This is a genomic window from Bradyrhizobium sp., assembly GCF_016213215.1.
Classification (GTDB): domain Bacteria; phylum Pseudomonadota; class Alphaproteobacteria; order Rhizobiales; family Xanthobacteraceae; genus Bradyrhizobium.
The window spans coordinates 1-18,177 of sequence record NZ_JACRAW010000110.1 but is presented as its reverse complement, the minus strand read 5'-3'; the positions used below and the strand labels follow the sequence as shown (position 1 = coordinate 18,177).

Here is an 18,177-nt window from a genome sequence, read left to right as displayed (position 1 = left end):
TTCCCTACCCGATAACGGACGTCGCGCTCGCGACCGTATATATGATCCGCAGACCCAACCAGCGCAATCCGCGCCGGTTCCCATCGGCAGGGATTGCGTTACGCGATCTCGGCTGTTCCGGTTTCCGGGGCGATACGAAATCATCGAACCCGGATGGATGACAAAGCCGCTCACGGAATCTCGTACACCACCATCCTGTCGGCGATGCCGCGTAGGGCGGCATGTTTCTGAATCGGCGTAATCGCCTCCCTTTCCAGGATCGCGGCGACCTCAGGCACCTCCAGCACCGGGCCGGTGATGTGGATCTCCTGCGAGGTCGACAGGCTCTGAACGCGCGAGGCGATGTTGACGGTCTGGCCGAAATAGTCCTGCCGCTCGTTAAGCATCACGGCAAGGCACGGGCCCTCATGGATGCCGATCTTGACGATCAGGTCGTCGGTCCCGCGCTGCAGGTTCAATTCATCCATGGCGGCGCGCATCCGCAAGCCTGCGACGATCGCATGCTCGGGCCGGACGAATGTCGCCATCACGGCATCGCCGATCGTCTTCACCACAGCGCCCTTCTCGGACGCGATGATGTCGAGCAAGGCGTGAAAATGCGCGCGCACGAGGTCAAAGGCGGCGAGATCGCCAACGCGCTCGTATAGCGCAGTCGATCCCTTCAGATCGGTGAACAGAAACGTCAGCGACGTGATCTTGAGGCGCTGGTCGACATTGAGGTTGTCGGCCTTGAAGACGTCGCGGAAGGTCTGGTTGGAGAGCATGCGCTTGGCGGTGAGGAACGGCTTGCGCTTGCCGATCAGCCGATGCATCGCATCGTTCGCGACGAAGACCGACGGCAGCACCCGCAGGTCGGCCTGGTTTTCGAGCGCCAGCCGCAAGGGGCCCGGGCGCATGATCCTGGTTCCGCCGGTCGGCGTCGGCGTCTTGTTATAGACGAGCGCGAGCTGCTGACGCTCTTTGGTGGGCTCGCCCTGGACGTCGATGAACTGCGCGGAGTGGGTGACCGGCTCGAACACGATCACGAATTCCCTCGGCAATTGCAGCGCAAGCACCGCCTTCTCGCCGGCCGGCAATTCCAGCGTCTCCAGCGTCACCTCGTCGGCAAGCGTAGCGAATGATTCCTTGTCGAAGTCGACGCCCGAGCTCCAGAAGATCTGTTTGTAGTAGTCCCACACCGGCAGCGTGTTGGGGTCATGCGCGGCGATGCGCCTGACCCGCGGATTGACGGTGAAGGCGACCTCGACCTGCTCGTCGACGGAGGCTTCGTAGCCGCAGGCGCACAGGCCGCAATGATAGTCGTCGGGACGGAGCGATTTCAGCGTGCCGTGGGCGCCGAGCACGCCGCCACATCCGGGACAGAGCACGTTCCATGTCAGATCGAACAGGCCGTTCCGCGCGGCGTGGAGGAAGCCCGAAATGACCCGCTCCTCGTCGAGGCCGGCCTGCTTCGAGAAATCAAGGACGTTGATGCGATTGAGCTCGTGGTCCTCGCCGTTCTCGACCACGTGCTGCATCGTGTCTACCACGGCCGGATCGGCTGTCTGCTTCAGCAGGGCGAACTGGGCCCGAATGTCGCTCATGGTCCTGAACCTTTCGCAAGATCAGTGGGACCCCCGGCAAAACTCCCCATCAACGCGGCGTAATCGAGAACATCGGCGAATAATCCGGCTGCGTCGTTACGACTCCGACCGCCGTCACGGGCCGGGTATCGACCAGGGAAATCCGGAACGCGCCGACGAGACTGGCGAGCGCCAGGGTCGCCTCCACCAGGGCAAAATGGGCGCCGATGCAGATGCGAGGACCGACGCCGAACGGCAGATAGGCGAAGCGGTCCGGCGGCGGCGCTCCGGGCAGGAAGCGCGCCGGAACGAAGGCTTCGGGATCGCGCCACAGCTTCTCATGCCGATGCAGAAGCCAGGGCGAAATCAGGATGACGTCGTTCTTGTGCACCGGCAGGCCGGCGATGGTGTCCGGCCCCGCGGCCGAGCGCGCGATCAGGAATGCCGGCGGATAGAGCCGCAAGGTCTCGTCGACCACGGCTCGCGTGAATGCGAGCCGCTCGACTTCGAGGGCGCCGCGTTCCGTGACGCTCTTCACCTCGGCCGCAACCTCTTCCTGGGTGGTGGGGTCGAGCGCCAGAAGATAAAGCGCCCAGAACAGCGCGGTGGCTGTGGTCTCGTGACCCGCAAGGATCATCGTCGCCACTTCGTCACGGAGCTGCTCCTCGGAAAAGGCGGCGCCGCTCTCGGGATCTCGCGCGGCGTCCAGGAGGTCGAACAGATCGCGCGGAGGTGCGCCCTCCTTCTTGCCGGCCGCGCGGCGCTCGGTCATCAGCGTGTCGACGAACCGCGTCCAGCGCTTGCGGAAACGCGCGCGTGAAAAGTCCTGCGGGCTTGGCCATGACAGCGGCAACAGCAGATCGAGGAAATGCGGCCGCGCCAGGCGCTCGCCATACTCCATCACGAAATCGCGCAACGCGGGGCCGTGCCGCTCCATCCCGAAGGAGAACATGGTGCGGCCGGCGATCTCCAGCGTCATGTGCTGCATGATCTCGCGCAAATTGGCCGGGCGGGCGGCATTGTCGCGCAATTGCGCAATCGTCCCGGCGATCACGGCGATCATGTGCGGGATCAGCGTTGCGACGGCGCGCGGCGTGAAAGCGGGCGCAAGCGTGCGGCGCTGGTGCTTCCAGGCGCGGCCTTCCGCGATCAGGACGCCCTGGCCGAGTACCGGGCGCAGCACCCGGAAGCCCGCCGGGGTACGGGTATAATTCTCGTAATTATCGACCAGCACATGGCGGATCGCGTCCGGCTGGTTGACGATGAAATTACTGCGCCCAAGCAAGCGGCCCTGGATGATCTCCTCCTGGTAGGCGCGGGGCCCCCAGGTGGAGATCACGTTATGGCGGATTGCGGCCATTCGGCCGATGGCCGTCATGTCTTCGGGTGCGCGGGGCGAACTGGGCGGCACGAGGGGTTTCCGCGTCGCCGGTGTGTCGTAGCTTTCCGCGATGCTCATGGCTCTCCCGCAATGTTGCACGGAAACAGCTAGGAAGTCGGTTCCGCGACCGCAATGCTGCGCGCCGAACTCGCCAACCAGCCCGGCCGCGCACGCCAAGACATTCTCGGCATTGGACCATCATCGTTCCCGCCTGCGCAAGCTTAACTGCTGGACAGACCGGGACTTTCCCGGGCATCACTGGCTGGTGATCCAAGGGTATGGATACCAGCCGAAACGGACGGGGATATGACGGAGCAGCCGAAACGCCCGACCTTTGCCGCCGAGGGCATCACAGCCCCCTTGCGGCACAACGTGTTCCGGCGCATCTGGCTCGCCAGCCTGTTGTCCAACCTCGGCCTTATGATCCAGGGGGTAGGCGCGGCCTGGGCCATGACTCAGATGACGTCATCGGCCGACAAGGTCGCGCTGGTGCAGACCGCGCTGATGCTGCCGATCATGCTGATCTCGATGCCGGCGGGCGCCATCGCCGACATGTACGATCGCCGCAAGGTGGCGCTGGTCTCGCTGTCGATCGCGCTCTGCGGCGCGACCGCGCTCGCGGTGCTGGCCTGGCTGAAGCTGGTGACACCGGAAATCCTGCTGGCTTTCTGCTTCGTTGTCGGCAGCGGCAACGCCCTGTTCGGTCCGGCCTGGCAATCCTCGGTCAGCGAGCAGGTGCCGGCGGATACCTTGCCGGCGGCGGTCGCGCTCAACGGCATCAGCTACAACATCGCACGCAGCGTTGGCCCGGCGATCGGCGGCGTGATCGTTGCGGCGGCCGGCGCGGTCGCGGCCTTTGCCGCCAATGCGATCCTCTACCTTCCGCTCCTGACCGTGCTGTTTCTGTGGCGGCGCGTCAACGAACCTTCGCGGCTGCCGCGCGAACGGCTCAACCGCGCTATGGTTTCGGGCGTGCGCTACATCACCAACTCTCCATCGATCAAGATCGTGCTGACGCGCACCCTGGTGACCGGGATTATCGGCGGCGCGGTCATATCGCTGATGCCGCTGGTCGCGCGCGACCTCCTGCATGGCGGCGCGCGAACCTACGGGATCATGCTCGGCGCCTTCGGCATGGGCGCAGTTATCGGCGCGGTCAGCATCACCGCGTTGCGCAAGCGGATGAGCGGCGAGGCCGCGGTTCGCGCCTGCACGATCGCGATGGCCTTTGCCATGGCAGCGGTCGCGCTCAGTCAGCAGGCCATATTGACCGCGGTGGCCCTGGTGCTCGCCGGCGCGGTGTGGATGGCGGCCATTGCGCTGTTCAATATCGGCGTGCAGCTGTCGGCGCCGCGCTGGGTTGCCGGCCGGTCGCTTGCCGCGTTCCACGCCTCGATCTCCGGCGGGATTGCGATCGGAAGCTGGGGCTGGGGCCATCTCACCGATGCTGTCGGGGTCGACATTGCCCTGTTGGTGGCCGCCGCCGTTATGCTGGTCTCGCCGCTGCTCGGGATCTGGCTGTCCATGCCGCCCGTCGGCGCGCGTCATGAAGACGCCGAGCTGCTTGCCGATCCGGAAGTCCGACTGTCACTCACGGGGCGGAGCGGGCCGCTGGTCGTCGAAATCGAATATCGCGTCGCGCAGGAGAACGCCCGCGCCTTCCACAATGTGATGCAGGACATTCAGCTCAGCCGGCAGCGCAACGGCGCCTATGGCTGGTCGATCGCGCGCGACATCGCCGATCCCGAGTTGTGGACCGAGCGCTATCACTGCCCGACCTGGCTCGATTACCTGCGCCAGCGCAATCGGGCCACCCAGGCGGAGCGCACCTTGTACCAGCGCGCCATCGAATTCCATCTGGGCCCGGAGCCGGTGCGGATCCGCCGCATGCTGGAGCGGCCGTTCGGATCGGTGCGCTGGAAGGACGACACACCGGATCGCGCCACGGACGAAGTGCTGCCGGTGGTCGCGAGCGCGGCCGGCAGCAGCACGTAGCCCGGCCGCCAAGGCGGTCAGTCCCAGCTGAAGCCCTTGTCCTTCATGTATACGTTGTGGACACCTTTGCACCAATCGAGCCTGAATTCGTCGGCGCCGTAATCATCCCAGCTCACGCGAAACGGCACGATGCAGCTGCCCTCGTTGCTGTGCCAATCCATGCCGACGGATTCACCGGGCTTGAGACGTCTGTCGAGCCAGTTGTCGCTCCATCGGCCATCCTGATAGGTGTAAAAGCCGTTGATCGTATAGCCCTCAGCCCTGTTGTGGAGGCGGAAAGCATAATCGCTCGCTGTGGCGGCGCTTGCCATCGATAGCAGGCACGCGACGGTGGCGATCATTCTCTTCATGCAGTTCATCCTTTCTGTTCAACCAGCGATGGCCATGGCCTGAGCGGCTCGTGCCGAGCGGGCGCCGCGGAGCTGACGCTACCCTCACCAAGGCTGGGCGTTGGCGGCCAATGACCTGTGGCGCTCATTACACAGGATCAGCGCGAATCGCGCGGAACATTTTTGGAATGAATTTGCGTCCGCGCCTCCGCCACCTCGCGCCTGGAGAGCACATCGCAAAATGCCGCGTCGATGTTGGCGAGCTTGTCGGCCTGATACGCATCATATTCCGCAATGAACCCGTTCGACATCCACAGGGTGGACGCGCCTCGTTTGCCTCGCCAGCCGATCTGGCCGTCGGCTTCGGCCAGTGCCATCTTGCGAGCGAGATGCGTACGGGTAATGCGAACAGATCCGGTTAATTCCTCGAACGAAGCGATGGTCGTGCAAATGCGTGAAGCCCCTGGCGGATGGTCCTGGAGCCGTGCGATCATGCTGTCCATGACCAGCCCACCATCCTTCATCCAGGTAAACAGCGAGAATGTCCCGTCGGGTTCGGTAGTCGTTTTCGACGAGAGGATGCGGCGAACAATCGCAGGGTGAAGTTCGGTGAGAAGACGAGGGCTCTCCCGAAACTTCGCACAACGGCCGCCGCCATCCAGCGCATCAAGCGATCCAAGATGGATCAGCACCCACGATCCGATCGCCTCTCTTGTTTGTTGCGTCACGATCAGGGGGCGTCTGCGCCGGTCGCGCTGCGGCTCTCCGTAGGCGCCCATGTTGTACTGGATCATCTCCCGCACGAAACTGTAGGCCGTGTTGCGGCTGGCAATTCCATAGGCGGCGACTGCATCCAGAAAATGCGCGAGCAGGAAGCCGTCATTATCGTTTTCGAACGCCATGGCCAGCGCCAGCTGCGCCAGCAGATAACGTTGCTGGTCACCGAATATCGTAGCCGTTCGCGGCTTTTCCTGCTCGACGCAAAGGAAAGCCGCCGCTTGCCGCTTCAGGACGGCGCGAAGATCCGGATGTGACAGGATGGCGGATGCACTGAGCATCCGTGTCGCGTTGCCGGCGCTTGCCTTCGCATCTTGCCGCACGGATGGGCTGAGCGCGAATGGATTACTGGCCGTGCTCGGTCAGGATTCTATCGCAGGCCTTGCTGAGGCGGCCACGGTGCTGCTTGAGGCAGGCGAGCACGACGGAATCACCCTGGTCCATCACGGCGCGGCAAAACCGCGAAACATCGCGTGCACAGGCATCATGGCCCTTCTTCTGCTGCGCCAAAGCGCCTGAAGCCATAAGAATGAAGGGAACGATCAGGAGAAGTCTGGTCATCGCATCACGCCTCGTACCGGAACCTTGGGGCGAGGCTAGAGCGCCGGCATTCGCGTCGCAACGGATTTGTCGAAGGGGGCGCGACACGATCGAGGCGGCGCAGGCTCGTTCTGCGCCGCCCTGGCAGGGTTATTGCGATTCGGCGACCTTCTTCCCCTTGGCGAGATCCCGCTCCATCACGGCGCGGCAGCCGGGGCTGAGGTCGCTCCGGTGCTTGATCATGCAGGCCGTGATCTTCGGGATGTTGGGGATCTCGGAGCTGCACAGGCGGAACGCATCGCCGGTGCACATCTGCTGCGCCTCGGCGGTGTAGGCGAGGCCCGCGGTCGAGGACAGGGTGGAAAGGGCGACAGTGAAAGCCAGCACCAACCCGGCCTGGCGAAGCGTACGGCTTGAAGAGGCGGTCATCTTGGGCTCCCATTGGCACCGCTAGGCGGGCCCGTTTGCGGATGGACCCACCATGCGCCTTCCGCCCTTTGACGACTGTGACGGCAGTCACGGGAAAAGCCCTGACTGTGAGGTGCGTCACGCAAGGTCGATCCGCCTGGAATTCCACCCAAAGCGGCGCCGTGTTGGTGCGGCGTTAACACTTCCTTCGCATTAATGGATCGGCGCGGACGTGATGCGCCTGTTCAGTTGCGTGGAAAGAGTAGCGATGCGTAGTGCGTTGGGCCTGATGCTGGCCAGTCTTGTTGCGGCGGTTCTCATCGCCGGAGTGTGGTTGTTTACCTCCTCGCGCGCCGAGCAGATCGCGCCCCAAACGAGGGCCGCCCGTTCCGCCGAGCCGCTGCCGAATCCGGCCAGGCTTGCAGCCAGGGACGACGTTGAAACCACAGCCGCAGTGTCGAACAGGCCGGTGGCGCCAGCCGCGCCCCCTGCACCGCCTACACCGGTTCTCCAGAAGGCCGCGTGTGCCAATCCGGATGCGCTCGGCGTCGGCCGCATCGTCGAAATCGACACCACCGGCGGACCGGGATTTGGCTTTGAGCATTTCAAGCAGTTCGATTTCCTGACCGACAGGGAAGTCGTTCTGACCTTCGATGACGGTCCGTGGCCTGGAAACACGCCTGCGGTGCTCAAGGCCCTGGAGGACGAATGCACCAAAGGCCTGTTCTTCGCAGTCGGCAAGCATGCCACCTACCACCCCGCGATCCTGCGTCAGGTCGCGGCCGCCGGCCACACCGTGGGTACGCACACCTGGTCGCACGTCAACCTCAACAGCAAGAAGTTGACCGAACAGCAGGCCAGGGACGAGGTCGAGAAGGGTTTCAGCGCCGTGAAATTCGCGCTCGGCACCAACCCCGCGCCGTTCTTCCGCTTCCCGCAGTTGCAGCACAATCCGGCGATCGTGAACTATTTCGGCACGCGCAACGTCGCGATGTTCTCATGCGATCTCGACTCCTTCGATTTCAGGAAGGAGAGCACGCCCGACAAGATCGTCAACACGGTGATGACCAGGCTCGACAAGGTCGGCAAGGGCATCATCCTGATGCACGATTTCCAGAAGCACACCGGGGAAGCGCTGCCGACGCTGCTGCGCCGCCTGAAGGCCGGCGGCTACAAGGTCGTGCAGATGAAGGCGAAGGTGCCGCTGCAGACCATGCCGGAATATGACGAGGCGCTGCTCAAGGGCATCAGGATGCCGGCAACGGCGGCGACGTCCTCGCGACCGATCTCGAGCGTGGTGCAGACAGTTTCGCAGTAGCGATTCCGGGTCGCCGCACCGCCTCACCTGCGTAATGGCTGGGTAAAAGGGGCGACGCGCCTCTTCGCGCCAGATGTTCCGGCCGTCGATGTTTCGGGCCATCGAGTGAAGGCGCGCGGCTCACCAGCAGGACTGGTGCCGCAAGAGGGATTCGAACCCCCGACCCCGTCATTACGAATGACGTGCTCTACCAGCTGAGCTATTGCGGCGGACCATGCGGGGCCGAGCCTGTGCGCGCGGCCCCAAACACACGCGCCCCTGATATCGGGCACGGCCGAAAATGGCAAGAACAAGCGGGCCTTAACTCGCCCGTCTAGCCGACCCAGCGGGACCAGAAGCCGCGCCAGGTACCGCCGTGCGCTTTCGGCGTTCCGATTTGTTCCACGAATTCATCGCTCGGGCCCTCGTCGTCGATGCCGGGGTCATCGGGCGGGTGCACGATCGGGATGACGGCCGGAGTCGGCGCTGGAGCGGACTTGCCGAGGTCGGCACGGGACCGGAACAGGGGCGTGGCGGCGACCGGAGTTGATTCGGCCGCTGGCGCGACAGGATCGGCTTCCGCCGGCTGGGATTCGACGTGCCCGGGCTGGACGGGCCTGGATTCGGCAGGCTTGGCCTCCGTGGCATTGGCTCCATCGGACTTGGCTCCGTCGGATTTGGCTCCCACGGTCTTGGCTTCCACGGTTTCGGGTTCCGCAGGCGCGGGCTCGGCCGCGTTACCGTCTTGCGGAGAGTTATCCTGGGCTGCAGCCGCCGCAGCCGCTGGTGCCTGGAGGGCTGTCTCGCGTGGCGGCTCGGCCAAACCCTCGCTGGCGATCCGCCGGGGCGCCGGCGCCGCCAGCATGGCTTCCTCGAACGGCGAGGATTCGATCGTCGCCCCCTTGGCCGAAGGCAGGCTGGCAACGGGAGTCTGCCACTGGAAGGCATCGAGCCTTCCGGTAACCGGTGACACGGGGCGCCAACGATCACTGACATAGCCGTCCGCGGTCCATGCCGGATCATGCCGCGCGCGCACCGCCCGCAAAGTCCAGGCGCGGGCCCGGCCGCTGTCGCCATGTTCGGTACGTTCGATCTCCGCCATCAGCAGCGCGACCCGCTGCGTCGGGTCATCCGCGAACGGCGCCAACACCTCGCGTGCGCGGGCAAACTCGGCAGCATCGATCGCAGCGCGTGCTATCGCGAGCGCGCCTTCGACATGGCCCGGCGCCTTGGCCGCCAGCGTCTCGACCCGCTGCAGTCGCTGCCGGGCGGAGTCGCCGAGCTTCACATGGGAATATGCATCGGCGAGATCGGGATGCGGGTGGGCGAGCCATGCCGCCTCCACGATCTTCATCGCGCGCCGCACCTGATGCGCCTCGCTCTCATACTTCGCGGCGAGAACCGCGGCGGGCACCAGGGTCGGGGCAAGCTTCACCGCTTCCATCACGCTTTCGCGCGAAAGGTCGCGATCGGTGTTCTCGAACTCCATGGCGCGCGCGGTCAACAACACGCCGCGCTGGCGGCGATAGGTCGCCTTGTCGATCAGCCCGGTGGCGTAATTGGAATCCAGGATCGAAAGCGCGCCGCTCCAGTCGCCGCGCGCGCAGCGGAAGCCGAGCACCGCCTGCGAGGCCCAGGTCGATGACGGCGCAAGCTTGATCGCTTCCTCGGCGATCATGACGGCGGCGACCGCATCGTCGGCGCGCTGCGCCTCGATGAAGAGTCCGCGCAGACCGAACAGCCGCGTATCCTTGCGCGAAGCCATGGCGCGGAAGGCGCGCTGCGCCTCTTCGCGATTGCCTTCGAGCTGCGCCGCCTGGGCATGGAGGAGCAGCGCCAGCGGATCATCAGGCGTGTGGCGGCGTGCGGCTTCGGCATGCCGGCGCGCCGCGTCCGAATCGCCGTGCCCGATCGCCAGCAGGCCATGGGTAATGGCGTGACGGCCGCGGGAGTGACGGCGTTCGCGCCGGCTTCGACTCATCCGCTCCGGCGTGCGCCAGAGCCCGCGCGCGATGCTCCATGCGACGACGGCCGCGACGGCGACCAGGCCGATCCCCAGCGCAAACACCGGGATCGTCGTCGTGACGCGCCAACCGCCCCAACTCAGCGTGACATCGCCGGTCTGGTCGGCGACCCAGGCTCCGCCGGCCGCCGCCAGCGCGATCAGGATCAGAAACAGGACGATGCGAAGCATGAAAATCCTACGGCGCCGACTATTGAGCAGACTTCTGTTGCGCCGATTTGGCAAGATCAGCCATCGTCTCGTCGGCGAATTTGCGGGATGCGGCCAGCGCTGCGTCGCGCGCATCGGTCTTGGCGAGCCAGGCTTGCGCCGGCGCGCGGTCCGCCGGCTCGAGCGTCTTCAACTCCCGCCGCGCCTCGGCCATGTCGTTGCGCAGCGCCGCCGCGGTGATTCTGGCAACAATGGCCCCGCGACCGTTGCCGACGCCATCGGTGCGTTCGATGCGGACCAGTTTCGACGCGCCCGCCTGCAGGCGATCGACGACGCCCGTTCCGCCGCCCTGAGTCTCCGCCGGCGGCGACAATTTCGGTACCACGTTCAACAGCTCGCGGCTCAGCGCTGCGGGATTGGGCACGCCCGAAGTTGCGAACTCGTCGAGCGGCTTGAGTAATTCGGGGTCAGGCGCAAGCGATTTCGCCGCCGACAGCAGCGAAGCGTAGGCCTCGCCATGACGCACGGCGACATCGAGCAACGCCGCCGCGACGACGCGGCGCAGCGGCATGTCGTCGACCGATTTCGCTTCGGCGATCTTTTCGCCCTGCTGCGCGATTTCGGCGCGTTCGGCACGGCCGGCACGCTCGAGCTGGGCGGTGCGCTCTTCGAGCGCGGAAAGGTCCGGCCCTGCAGCAGCGGCATCACGCGGCGCCGATTTCACTTCGCTGAGAAGACCGGCAAGCTTTTCCGATTGCGCGCGCAGGCCGGTGACGTCATTGCGCAATGCGCTGATGGTTTTCTCCAGCGCATCAACCCGCGCCGTGGTCGCGGGATCGGGGACCGGCGCTGCGGGCTTGCTCGTCTTGGCCTCGAGGCTGGCAACGCGGCCGGCCAGCGCGTCGACCGACGCCGCGCTGACCTGGGGCGGGGGCGGCGGGGCCTGAACGGCGGGCCAGCCCAGCATCCAGCCGACCGCGATCACGACGCTGGCGGCCACTGCGCCCGAAAACGGCGCGATCACCCAAGGCGAAATCGAAGGCGAAATCGATGCCGTGTCTTGCGCGCGCTCCGGTCCGGCTTCAGGCTTCGCCGGCTCCGGTGCGGGCTTCGGCTCCGAATTGGCCTCGCCGGTCGGCGCTTGCGGCGCCGTCGAGACTTCCGCTGCCTCAAGGTCGATGGTCGGCGGCGTCCGCTTGGGGCGACCGGCATCGGGAGCCGGTCCTGAATCCTCAGGCGTATCGTCGACCATGACGGGGGTTCCCTTGAACAACTTGCAACTTGGTCTCAACCCGGGCGGACCGGATTCGGTCCTCTTACGCCAAACGGGGGCGCAAAGCACGCTCCAAGGCGTCAAACAGGGCATTTTCGTCCGGAGAAGCTGCCACGGTAAGCTGCGCCGCGCCGGCTTCGCGCAGCGCACTGGCTATGTTTTCCGAGAGGCAGCATTGCGGAATCGCCAGCGCCGAGATTTCGACACCCTCCGCGCGCGTCGCGTCCAGGAAGGCGCGCGCGCTGCGCGTGGAATAGTGCAGGACGGCTTCGATCTGGTGATTGGCAAAACCTTCGCAGACTTGCCGGGGCAAGCCGGCAATTGGCGCCATGCGGTAGGTCGTCTGCGTCACCACGTTGAAACCGTGCGCGCCGAGTTCGGCGGCGAGATCGCGCGACAGGTCCGCGCCGGCAAGATAGAGCAGGGTCGAGCCTTTCTTCAGCTTTCTGCTCCGCACGCTGTCCAGCACGCAGTCGCGCAGCATCGCCGCGTCGCCGCCGGCTACGATCACCTTGGCAAAGCCGGCGTCGCCAGCCGCCGATGCGGTACGCTCGCCGACCGCGAACAGGGTCAGGCTCAACAGGCGGCTGTCCTTCAGTTGCGGCGCAACCGCCCGGACCGCGCTGGCCGAAGTGACGATGACCGCGGCATACTCCATCTCATCATCGTCGTGAAAGGCGACCGGTTCGAATTTCAAGACCGGCGCGAGCAGCACCTCGTAGCCTCGCGCCCGCAGCCCCGCCGCGGTCGTCTCGCTGTCAGGGTGTGGTCGCGTGACAAGAATGGCCATAACCGGATCTTTCGGCAGTCGCACAGGACCCCAACGGACGATTGCACGTTGCGACCTCGGAATGCTACCGGGGTTTACCAGAATGCTGGCTCACGGGTGAGCGCAAGGGCGCAAATTGGATAACAACTCGCCAATCCTGGTGCTGGGAATCGAGACCACCTGCGACGAGACCGCCGCTGCCGTGGTGGAACGCGGGCGCGGCGGCGAAGGGCGCATGTTGTCGAACGTCGTCCGTTCGCAGACCGAGGAGCACGCGCGTTTCGGCGGCGTGGTCCCGGAGATTGCCGCGCGCGCCCATGTCGATCTGCTCGACGGCATCATCGACCAGGCGATGAAGGAAGCAGGGCTCGGCTACGCCCAGCTGTCGGCGGTCGCCGCCGCCGCCGGCCCTGGCTTGATCGGCGGTGTTATCGTCGGACTGACCACCGCCAAGGCCATCGCCATGGTCCAGGACCTGCCCTTGATCGCGGTGAACCATCTCGAAGCGCATGCGCTGACGCCGCGCCTGACCGACCGACTCGATTTTCCCTACTGCCTTTTCCTCGCCTCCGGCGGACATACCCAGATCGTCGCCGTACTCGGCGTCGGCGACTATGTGCGGCTCGGCACCACCGTCGATGATGCGATCGGCGAGGCCTTCGACAAGGTCGCGAAAATGCTCGGCCTGCCTTATCCGGGCGGACCGCAGGTGGAAGGCGCCGCCGCGAATGGCGATGCGGCGCGGTTTCCGTTTCCCCGGCCGATGCTGGGGCGGCCCGATGCCAACTTCTCGCTCTCCGGGCTGAAGACGGCGGTACGCAACGAGGTCAGTCGGCTCGGCGTGCTGCAGGCACAGGATATCAATGATCTGTGCGCGAGTTTCCAGGCAGCCGTGCTGGAATCGACCACTGATCGCCTGACGGTCGGCTTGAAGCTGTTTCGTGAGCAGTTCGGCGCCCCGCAGGCGCTCGTCGCCGCCGGCGGCGTTGCCGCCAATCAGGCGATCCGGGCCGCGCTGAATGAGGTGGCCGACAAGGCGCAGACCCGCTTGATCATGCCGGCGCCGGCGCTCTGCACGGACAACGGTGCCATGATCGCGTGGGCTGGAGCGGAGCGACTCGCGCTCGGCCTGACCGATGCCATGGACGCGCCGCCCCGCGCCCGCTGGCTGCTCGATGCCAAGGCCAAGGCACCGGCCGGCTTTGCCCATTCCCGCGCGGGGTTCTAGCAATGCGGACGCTGCAATCCGTCTCGGTGATCGGCGCCGGCGCCTTTGGCACCGCTTTAGCCACCGTGGCGGCCCGCGCCGGACGGGACGTCATGCTTTATGCGCGCGATGCCCGCAGCGCGGCGTCGATCGCGACGACACGCGCGAATCCAAAGCTCCCGGGCGTGCGGCTGGCAGCCGAGATCGTCGTCACCCACGATCTGCAGGAGGCGGCGAACGGTGACATCGTTTTGATCGTCACTCCTGCCCAGCACCTGCGTGAGGCGGTGCATGCGCTCGCGCCGCACCTTGCTCCGGCAACGCCGCTGGTCGCCTGCGCCAAGGGCATCGAGCGCGGCACACACAAATTCATGACCGAGGTGATCGCGGAGACTGCGCCGACGTCGCGCCCGGCGATTCTCTCAGGTCCAAGCTTTGCCGATGATGTCGCGCGCGGTCTTCCCACCGCGGTGACGCTGGCCGCCGCCGAAGAGGCGCTGGCGGGCCGGTTGGTGCAGGCGATGGGCTCACCGACATTCCGGCTCTATCACACCACCGACGTGCGGGGAGTTGAGATCGGCGGCGCCGCCAAGAACGTGCTGGCCATCGCGGCCGGGATTGTGGTGGGACGAAAGCTCGGCGCATCGGCGCAGGCAGCGCTGACCACGCGCGGCTTTGCCGAGCTCGCCCGTTTCGGCCGCGCGCTCGGCGCACGCGGCGAGACGCTGGTGGGCTTGTCCGGGCTTGGCGACTTGATCCTGACCTGCTCGAGCCCGCAGTCGCGCAATTTTGCGCTCGGGGTTGCGCTCGGCCGCGGGCAGCAGCCCGCCTCCGGAAAGCTGGCCGAAGGCGAGTTCACCGCGCCCGTCTTGGTCGAGCTCGCGGATTTGCAAAACGTCGACATGCCGGTGTCGAAGGCCGTTGCGGCGATTCTGGGCGGAGCGATCACCATCGAAGCCGCCATCGACGGCCTGCTGTCGCGTCCCTTCAAGGCAGAGGAATAGCCCGAGCGGTCATGCGCGCGCTTGTCGCGGGCGTCCGCATCTTGGTATCTAGGTATGCCAACATTCGCCGATGGTCGTGATCAGGCGCGCAGTTGCGCTTCGAGCCGGCCATGGCGGCACAGACAGGGCGCATCATGAATTACTGGCTCGTGAAATCCGAACCGTCGTCCTGGTCCTGGGATCAGCAGGTCGCCAACGGCGCCAGGGGCGAGGCCTGGACCGGCGTGCGCAATTTCACCGCCCGGCAGAACCTCGTGAATATGAAGAAGGGCGACCTCGCCTTCTTCTACCATTCCAACGAAGGCAAGGAGATCGTCGGCATCGCCGAGATCATCAAGGAAGCCTATCCCGATCCCACCGACAAGACCGGCAAGTTCGTCTGCGTCGACATCAAGGCCGACAGGCCGCTGAAGACGCCAGTCTCGATCGGGGCCATCAAGGCGGAGAAGAAACTCGCCAACATGGCCCTGGTGAAATATTCGCGCCTGTCGGTGCAGCCGGTGACGCCGGAGGAATGGAAGCTCGTCTGCAAGATGGGCGGGCTATAACCAGTCATTGCCGGGCTCGACCCGGCAATCAATCGTTCTAGGACACTTTTGCAAAGACTCTTTTGCGATGGATGCGCGCGTCAAGCCCGCGCATGACAAGCTTCTTAAGCCGCCGCGGTTGCGACCACCTGCGCCAGCAGCTGTTCCCGCCTGGACTGCGAGCGGCAGCCCTTCATGGTCGCGGCGAACCGCTCGAGGATGCCTTCTTCGAACGCGGTGACGATGGTGTCGTGGACGTAGCTCCTGCGGCAGATCGCGGGCGTGTTCGACAGCTCGCCGGCTGCGGCGCGGATCGCCTCCAGGACCTGTTTCTTGCGGCCGCGGGCGCTCGCCGCCGGAGAGACCCGCGACAACGATTCCAATGCCACCGCGCAAGCCATCAGGGTGCGGAAATCCTTCAGCGAGATCTTGATGCCGGCGATCTCGCGCAGGAATGCGTTGACCTGCGTGGTGTTCACGGCGCGCACGGTCCCGGAGAGATCGCGGTACTGGAACATGCGCCTGCCCGGCACGCTGCGCAGGATGCCGATGGCGCGCACGAGCTTGGCTGCGTCGCATTCCTTGCGCACGGCCTTGCCGCCCTTGGCTTTGAACGTGAGCACCAGGCTGTCGTCTTCCAGCATGACATTGGATTTCAACAGTGTGGCGGCACCGCGGGTACCGTTGAGGCGGGCGTAGGACTCACTGCCCGGACGGATCGCGGTACGCGCGATCAGCTCGATGACGGCGGCGAGCGCAAATTCACGCGTCGGTTCCTCGCCGGACAGGATCGCCGAAACGTTGCGCCGGATCTTCGGCAGCGCGCCGACCAGCTTTGCCAGCCGATGCGCCTTGCGCTGCTCGCGCACCTTTTCCCAATCGGCGTGATAGCGGTATTGCAGCCGGCCCGCGGCGTCGCGCCCCACCGCCTGCAAGTGCAAGGTCGGGTCGGCCGAGTAACGCACTTCGCGGTAGGCCGGCGGCACCGCCATGGCGTGCAGCCGGCGGATGGTGCGGGCATCGCGGATGTGAGATCCGTTGGCGCGGACGAAGGCATAGCTCTTTCCGCGCCGGATGCGGCGGATGGTGAGTTCGTTCTGATCTCCGAGCCGCAGGCCGAGTTCCCTGGCCAGCGCTTCCACCGAAGGGTGGATCGGAGCGCCGTCTGCCCTCCTCGGCAGGGAAGGTTTGGCGGGCTTGGGCCACTGTCCGAGTGCCTTGGCGAGGGCGATAGCGTCAGGATCGACGGAAGAACCCGGCCGTGCAGCCGCAAAATTCTGCTGATCCATCATTCTTTTGACGCCTACTCGCACTGTTTCCGAACTAAATGCCGGCTGTTTGATTTTCGTTCCGGCAGGGCAGCTCTTGCCCGGAAGAGGCATTTAGGGGGTTCCGGCTCGCATTGCGAGTCCCGACTCGGTGAACGGCGGTGTCAAAATACCGCTGCTGAGGTTCCAGCCGCAGAGGAGTCGGCTTTTTGGACTTAACGAAAACGCGTCAGAACCGCACGCCCGGGCCTATATTTGCAAATACGACGCAGTTTGCCCCCCTCATGGTCGCATGCTCGAAGGTTCAGCTTGTCGCGCTTGTCGGGTCCAGATAGCCCAAAGCATAATTGGTGCAACGATCAAAACGGCCGGCCGCACGCGTCTTCGGCTTGCCGCATGGTGGAGGGTGAAATGTCCGAGAAGGTTTACGACGTTCCTGCTGAATGGGCGAAGCGCGCCTGGGTCGACCAGGCCAAGTACAAGGAAATGTACGCCCGCTCGATCTCGGATCCGGACGATTTCTGGGCGGAGCATGCCAAACGCATCGACTGGATGAAGGCTCCGCACAAGATCGGGAACTGGTCGTACGCGCCCGGCAATGTCTCGATCAAGTGGTTCGAGGACGGCGTTCTCAATGCCGCCTACAACTGCGTCGACAGGCACCTTGCCAAGCGCGGCAACCAGACCGCGATCATCTGGGAAGGCGACGACCCCTCGCAGTCCAGGCACATCACCTATCGTGAGCTGCACGACGAAGTGTGCAAGATGGCCAACATCCTGCGCACCCGGAACGTCAAGAAGGGCGACCGCGTCACCATCTATCTTCCGATGATCCCGGAAGCGGCCTACGCGATCCTCGCCTGCGCGCGCATCGGCGCCATCCACTCGGTCGTGTTCGCGGGTTTCTCGCCTGACAGCCTCGCCCAGCGCATCAACGACTGCAAATCCAACATCATCATCACTGCCGACGAAGGCCTGCGCGGCGGCAAGAAGGTCCCGCTCAAGGCCAATGTCGATGCCGCCCTGTCCAAGACCGAAGGAGTCGACTGGGTAGTCGTCGTCAAGCGCACAGGCGCCAAGGTCGACATGAACCCCTCGCGCGACCTCTGGTACCACGAAGCCGCCGCCATGGTGACGACGGAATGCCCGTGCGAGCACATGCATGCGGAGGACCCGCTGTTCATCCTCTACACGTCAGGCTCGACGGGTCAGCCCAAGGGCGTGCTGCACACCACCGGCGGCTATCTCGTCTATGCCGCGATGACGCATCAATACGTGTTCGACTACCACGACGGCGACATCTACTGGTGCACGGCCGACGTCGGTTGGGTCACCGGCCACACCTATATCCTCTATGGACCGCTGGCGAACGGCGCCACCACGCTGATGTTCGAGGGCGTGCCGAACTATCCCGACAATTCGCGGTTCTGGAACGTCGTCGACAAGCACAACGTCAACATCTTCTACACGGCGCCGACCGCAATCCGCGCGCTCATGCAGGCAGGTGACGAACCGGTGAAGAAGACCTCGCGCAAGAGCCTGCGCCTGCTCGGCTCCGTCGGCGAGCCGATCAATCCGGAAGCGTGGGAGTGGTATCACCGCGTCGTCGGCGACGACCGCTGCCCGATCGTCGACACCTGGTGGCAGACGGAGACCGGCGGCATCCT

The 18,177-nt window shown here is 65.3% G+C and carries 16 protein-coding genes and 1 tRNA gene; 6 read left to right on the top strand and 11 right to left on the bottom strand.

Annotation, left to right across the window (positions count from 1 at the left end):
* Positions 1-170: 170 nt before the first annotated feature.
* Together HY852_RS19085 and HY852_RS19080 are read right to left on the bottom strand one after the other, a co-directional pair.
* The gene (locus tag HY852_RS19085) at positions 171-1,583 is read right to left on the bottom strand and encodes an adenylate/guanylate cyclase domain-containing protein (RefSeq protein ID WP_291606348.1); all 1,413 of its coding nucleotides are present in this window, start codon (positions 1,581-1,583) and stop codon (positions 171-173) included.
* 49 nt (positions 1,584-1,632) lie between these two features.
* Positions 1,633-3,021, bottom strand: coding sequence for a cytochrome P450 (locus HY852_RS19080; RefSeq protein ID WP_291606347.1), 1,389 nt, complete (start codon positions 3,019-3,021; stop codon positions 1,633-1,635).
* A gap of 228 nt (positions 3,022-3,249) precedes the next feature.
* On the opposite strand from HY852_RS19080, the gene HY852_RS19075 reads away from it, so the two are divergent.
* On the top strand, positions 3,250-4,938 hold the full coding sequence (locus HY852_RS19075; protein WP_291606346.1) for an MFS transporter: 1,689 nt from the start codon (positions 3,250-3,252) through the stop codon (positions 4,936-4,938).
* Positions 4,939-4,955: 17 nt separating this feature from the next.
* Here HY852_RS19075 and HY852_RS19070 read toward each other — a convergent pair whose 3' ends face one another.
* The 4 genes from HY852_RS19070 to HY852_RS19055 all read right to left on the bottom strand — a co-directional run bounded on the left by HY852_RS19070 (position 4,956) and on the right by HY852_RS19055 (position 7,013).
* Positions 4,956-5,279: a hypothetical protein gene (locus HY852_RS19070; protein WP_291606345.1), complete on the bottom strand. Its 324-nt coding sequence runs from the start codon at positions 5,277-5,279 to the stop codon at positions 4,956-4,958.
* A gap of 146 nt (positions 5,280-5,425) precedes the next feature.
* Entirely contained in the window at positions 5,426-6,169 is a 744-nt protein-coding gene (locus HY852_RS19065) for a hypothetical protein (RefSeq protein ID WP_291606344.1), read from the bottom strand.
* A 220-nt stretch (positions 6,170-6,389) separates the two neighbouring features.
* Positions 6,390-6,605 carry a hypothetical protein gene (locus HY852_RS19060; protein WP_291606343.1) on the bottom strand — a complete coding sequence of 72 codons (216 nt, stop codon included), beginning with the start codon at positions 6,603-6,605 and terminating at the stop codon, positions 6,390-6,392.
* 129 nt (positions 6,606-6,734) lie between these two features.
* The gene (locus tag HY852_RS19055; RefSeq protein ID WP_291606342.1) at positions 6,735-7,013 is read right to left on the bottom strand and encodes a hypothetical protein; all 279 of its coding nucleotides are present in this window, start codon (positions 7,011-7,013) and stop codon (positions 6,735-6,737) included.
* A 247-nt stretch (positions 7,014-7,260) separates the two neighbouring features.
* Here HY852_RS19055 and HY852_RS19050 point away from each other — a divergent pair, with 247 nt between their 5' ends.
* Positions 7,261-8,310: a polysaccharide deacetylase family protein gene (locus HY852_RS19050; RefSeq protein ID WP_291606341.1), complete on the top strand. Its 1,050-nt coding sequence runs from the start codon at positions 7,261-7,263 to the stop codon at positions 8,308-8,310.
* Positions 8,311-8,443: 133 nt separating this feature from the next.
* Here HY852_RS19050 and HY852_RS19045 read toward each other — a convergent pair.
* The 4 genes from HY852_RS19045 to HY852_RS19030 all read right to left on the bottom strand — a co-directional run bounded on the left by HY852_RS19045 (position 8,444) and on the right by HY852_RS19030 (position 12,525).
* Positions 8,444-8,519, bottom strand: a tRNA-Thr gene (locus tag HY852_RS19045).
* A 104-nt stretch (positions 8,520-8,623) separates the two neighbouring features.
* Positions 8,624-10,483, bottom strand: coding sequence for a heme biosynthesis HemY N-terminal domain-containing protein (locus HY852_RS19040; protein WP_291606340.1), 1,860 nt, complete (start codon positions 10,481-10,483; stop codon positions 8,624-8,626).
* A 19-nt stretch (positions 10,484-10,502) separates the two neighbouring features.
* On the bottom strand, positions 10,503-11,714 hold the full coding sequence (locus HY852_RS19035; RefSeq protein ID WP_291606339.1) for a hypothetical protein: 1,212 nt from the start codon (positions 11,712-11,714) through the stop codon (positions 10,503-10,505).
* 64 nt (positions 11,715-11,778) lie between these two features.
* On the bottom strand, positions 11,779-12,525 hold the full coding sequence (locus HY852_RS19030; RefSeq protein WP_291606338.1) for a uroporphyrinogen-III synthase: 747 nt from the start codon (positions 12,523-12,525) through the stop codon (positions 11,779-11,781).
* A 139-nt stretch (positions 12,526-12,664) separates the two neighbouring features.
* On the opposite strand from HY852_RS19030, the gene tsaD reads away from it, so the two are divergent.
* The 3 genes from tsaD to HY852_RS19015 all read left to right on the top strand — a co-directional run bounded on the left by tsaD (position 12,665) and on the right by HY852_RS19015 (position 15,263).
* Complete coding sequence (tsaD, locus tag HY852_RS19025) at positions 12,665-13,732, top strand: tRNA (adenosine(37)-N6)-threonylcarbamoyltransferase complex transferase subunit TsaD (protein WP_291606383.1); 1,068 nt, start codon at positions 12,665-12,667, stop codon at positions 13,730-13,732.
* Positions 13,733-13,734: 2 nt separating this feature from the next.
* Entirely contained in the window at positions 13,735-14,715 is a 981-nt protein-coding gene (locus HY852_RS19020; protein ID WP_291606337.1) for an NAD(P)H-dependent glycerol-3-phosphate dehydrogenase, read from the top strand.
* A gap of 134 nt (positions 14,716-14,849) precedes the next feature.
* Complete coding sequence (locus HY852_RS19015) at positions 14,850-15,263, top strand: EVE domain-containing protein (RefSeq protein ID WP_291606382.1); 414 nt, start codon at positions 14,850-14,852, stop codon at positions 15,261-15,263.
* A gap of 104 nt (positions 15,264-15,367) precedes the next feature.
* On the opposite strand, the gene HY852_RS19010 is transcribed toward HY852_RS19015, so the two are convergent.
* Complete coding sequence (locus HY852_RS19010) at positions 15,368-16,534, bottom strand: DNA topoisomerase IB (protein WP_291606336.1); 1,167 nt, start codon at positions 16,532-16,534, stop codon at positions 15,368-15,370.
* 387 nt (positions 16,535-16,921) lie between these two features.
* On the opposite strand from HY852_RS19010, the gene HY852_RS19005 reads away from it, so the two are divergent.
* On the top strand, positions 16,922-18,177 hold a 1,256-nt coding region (locus HY852_RS19005; protein ID WP_291606335.1), incomplete at its 3' end, for an acetate--CoA ligase.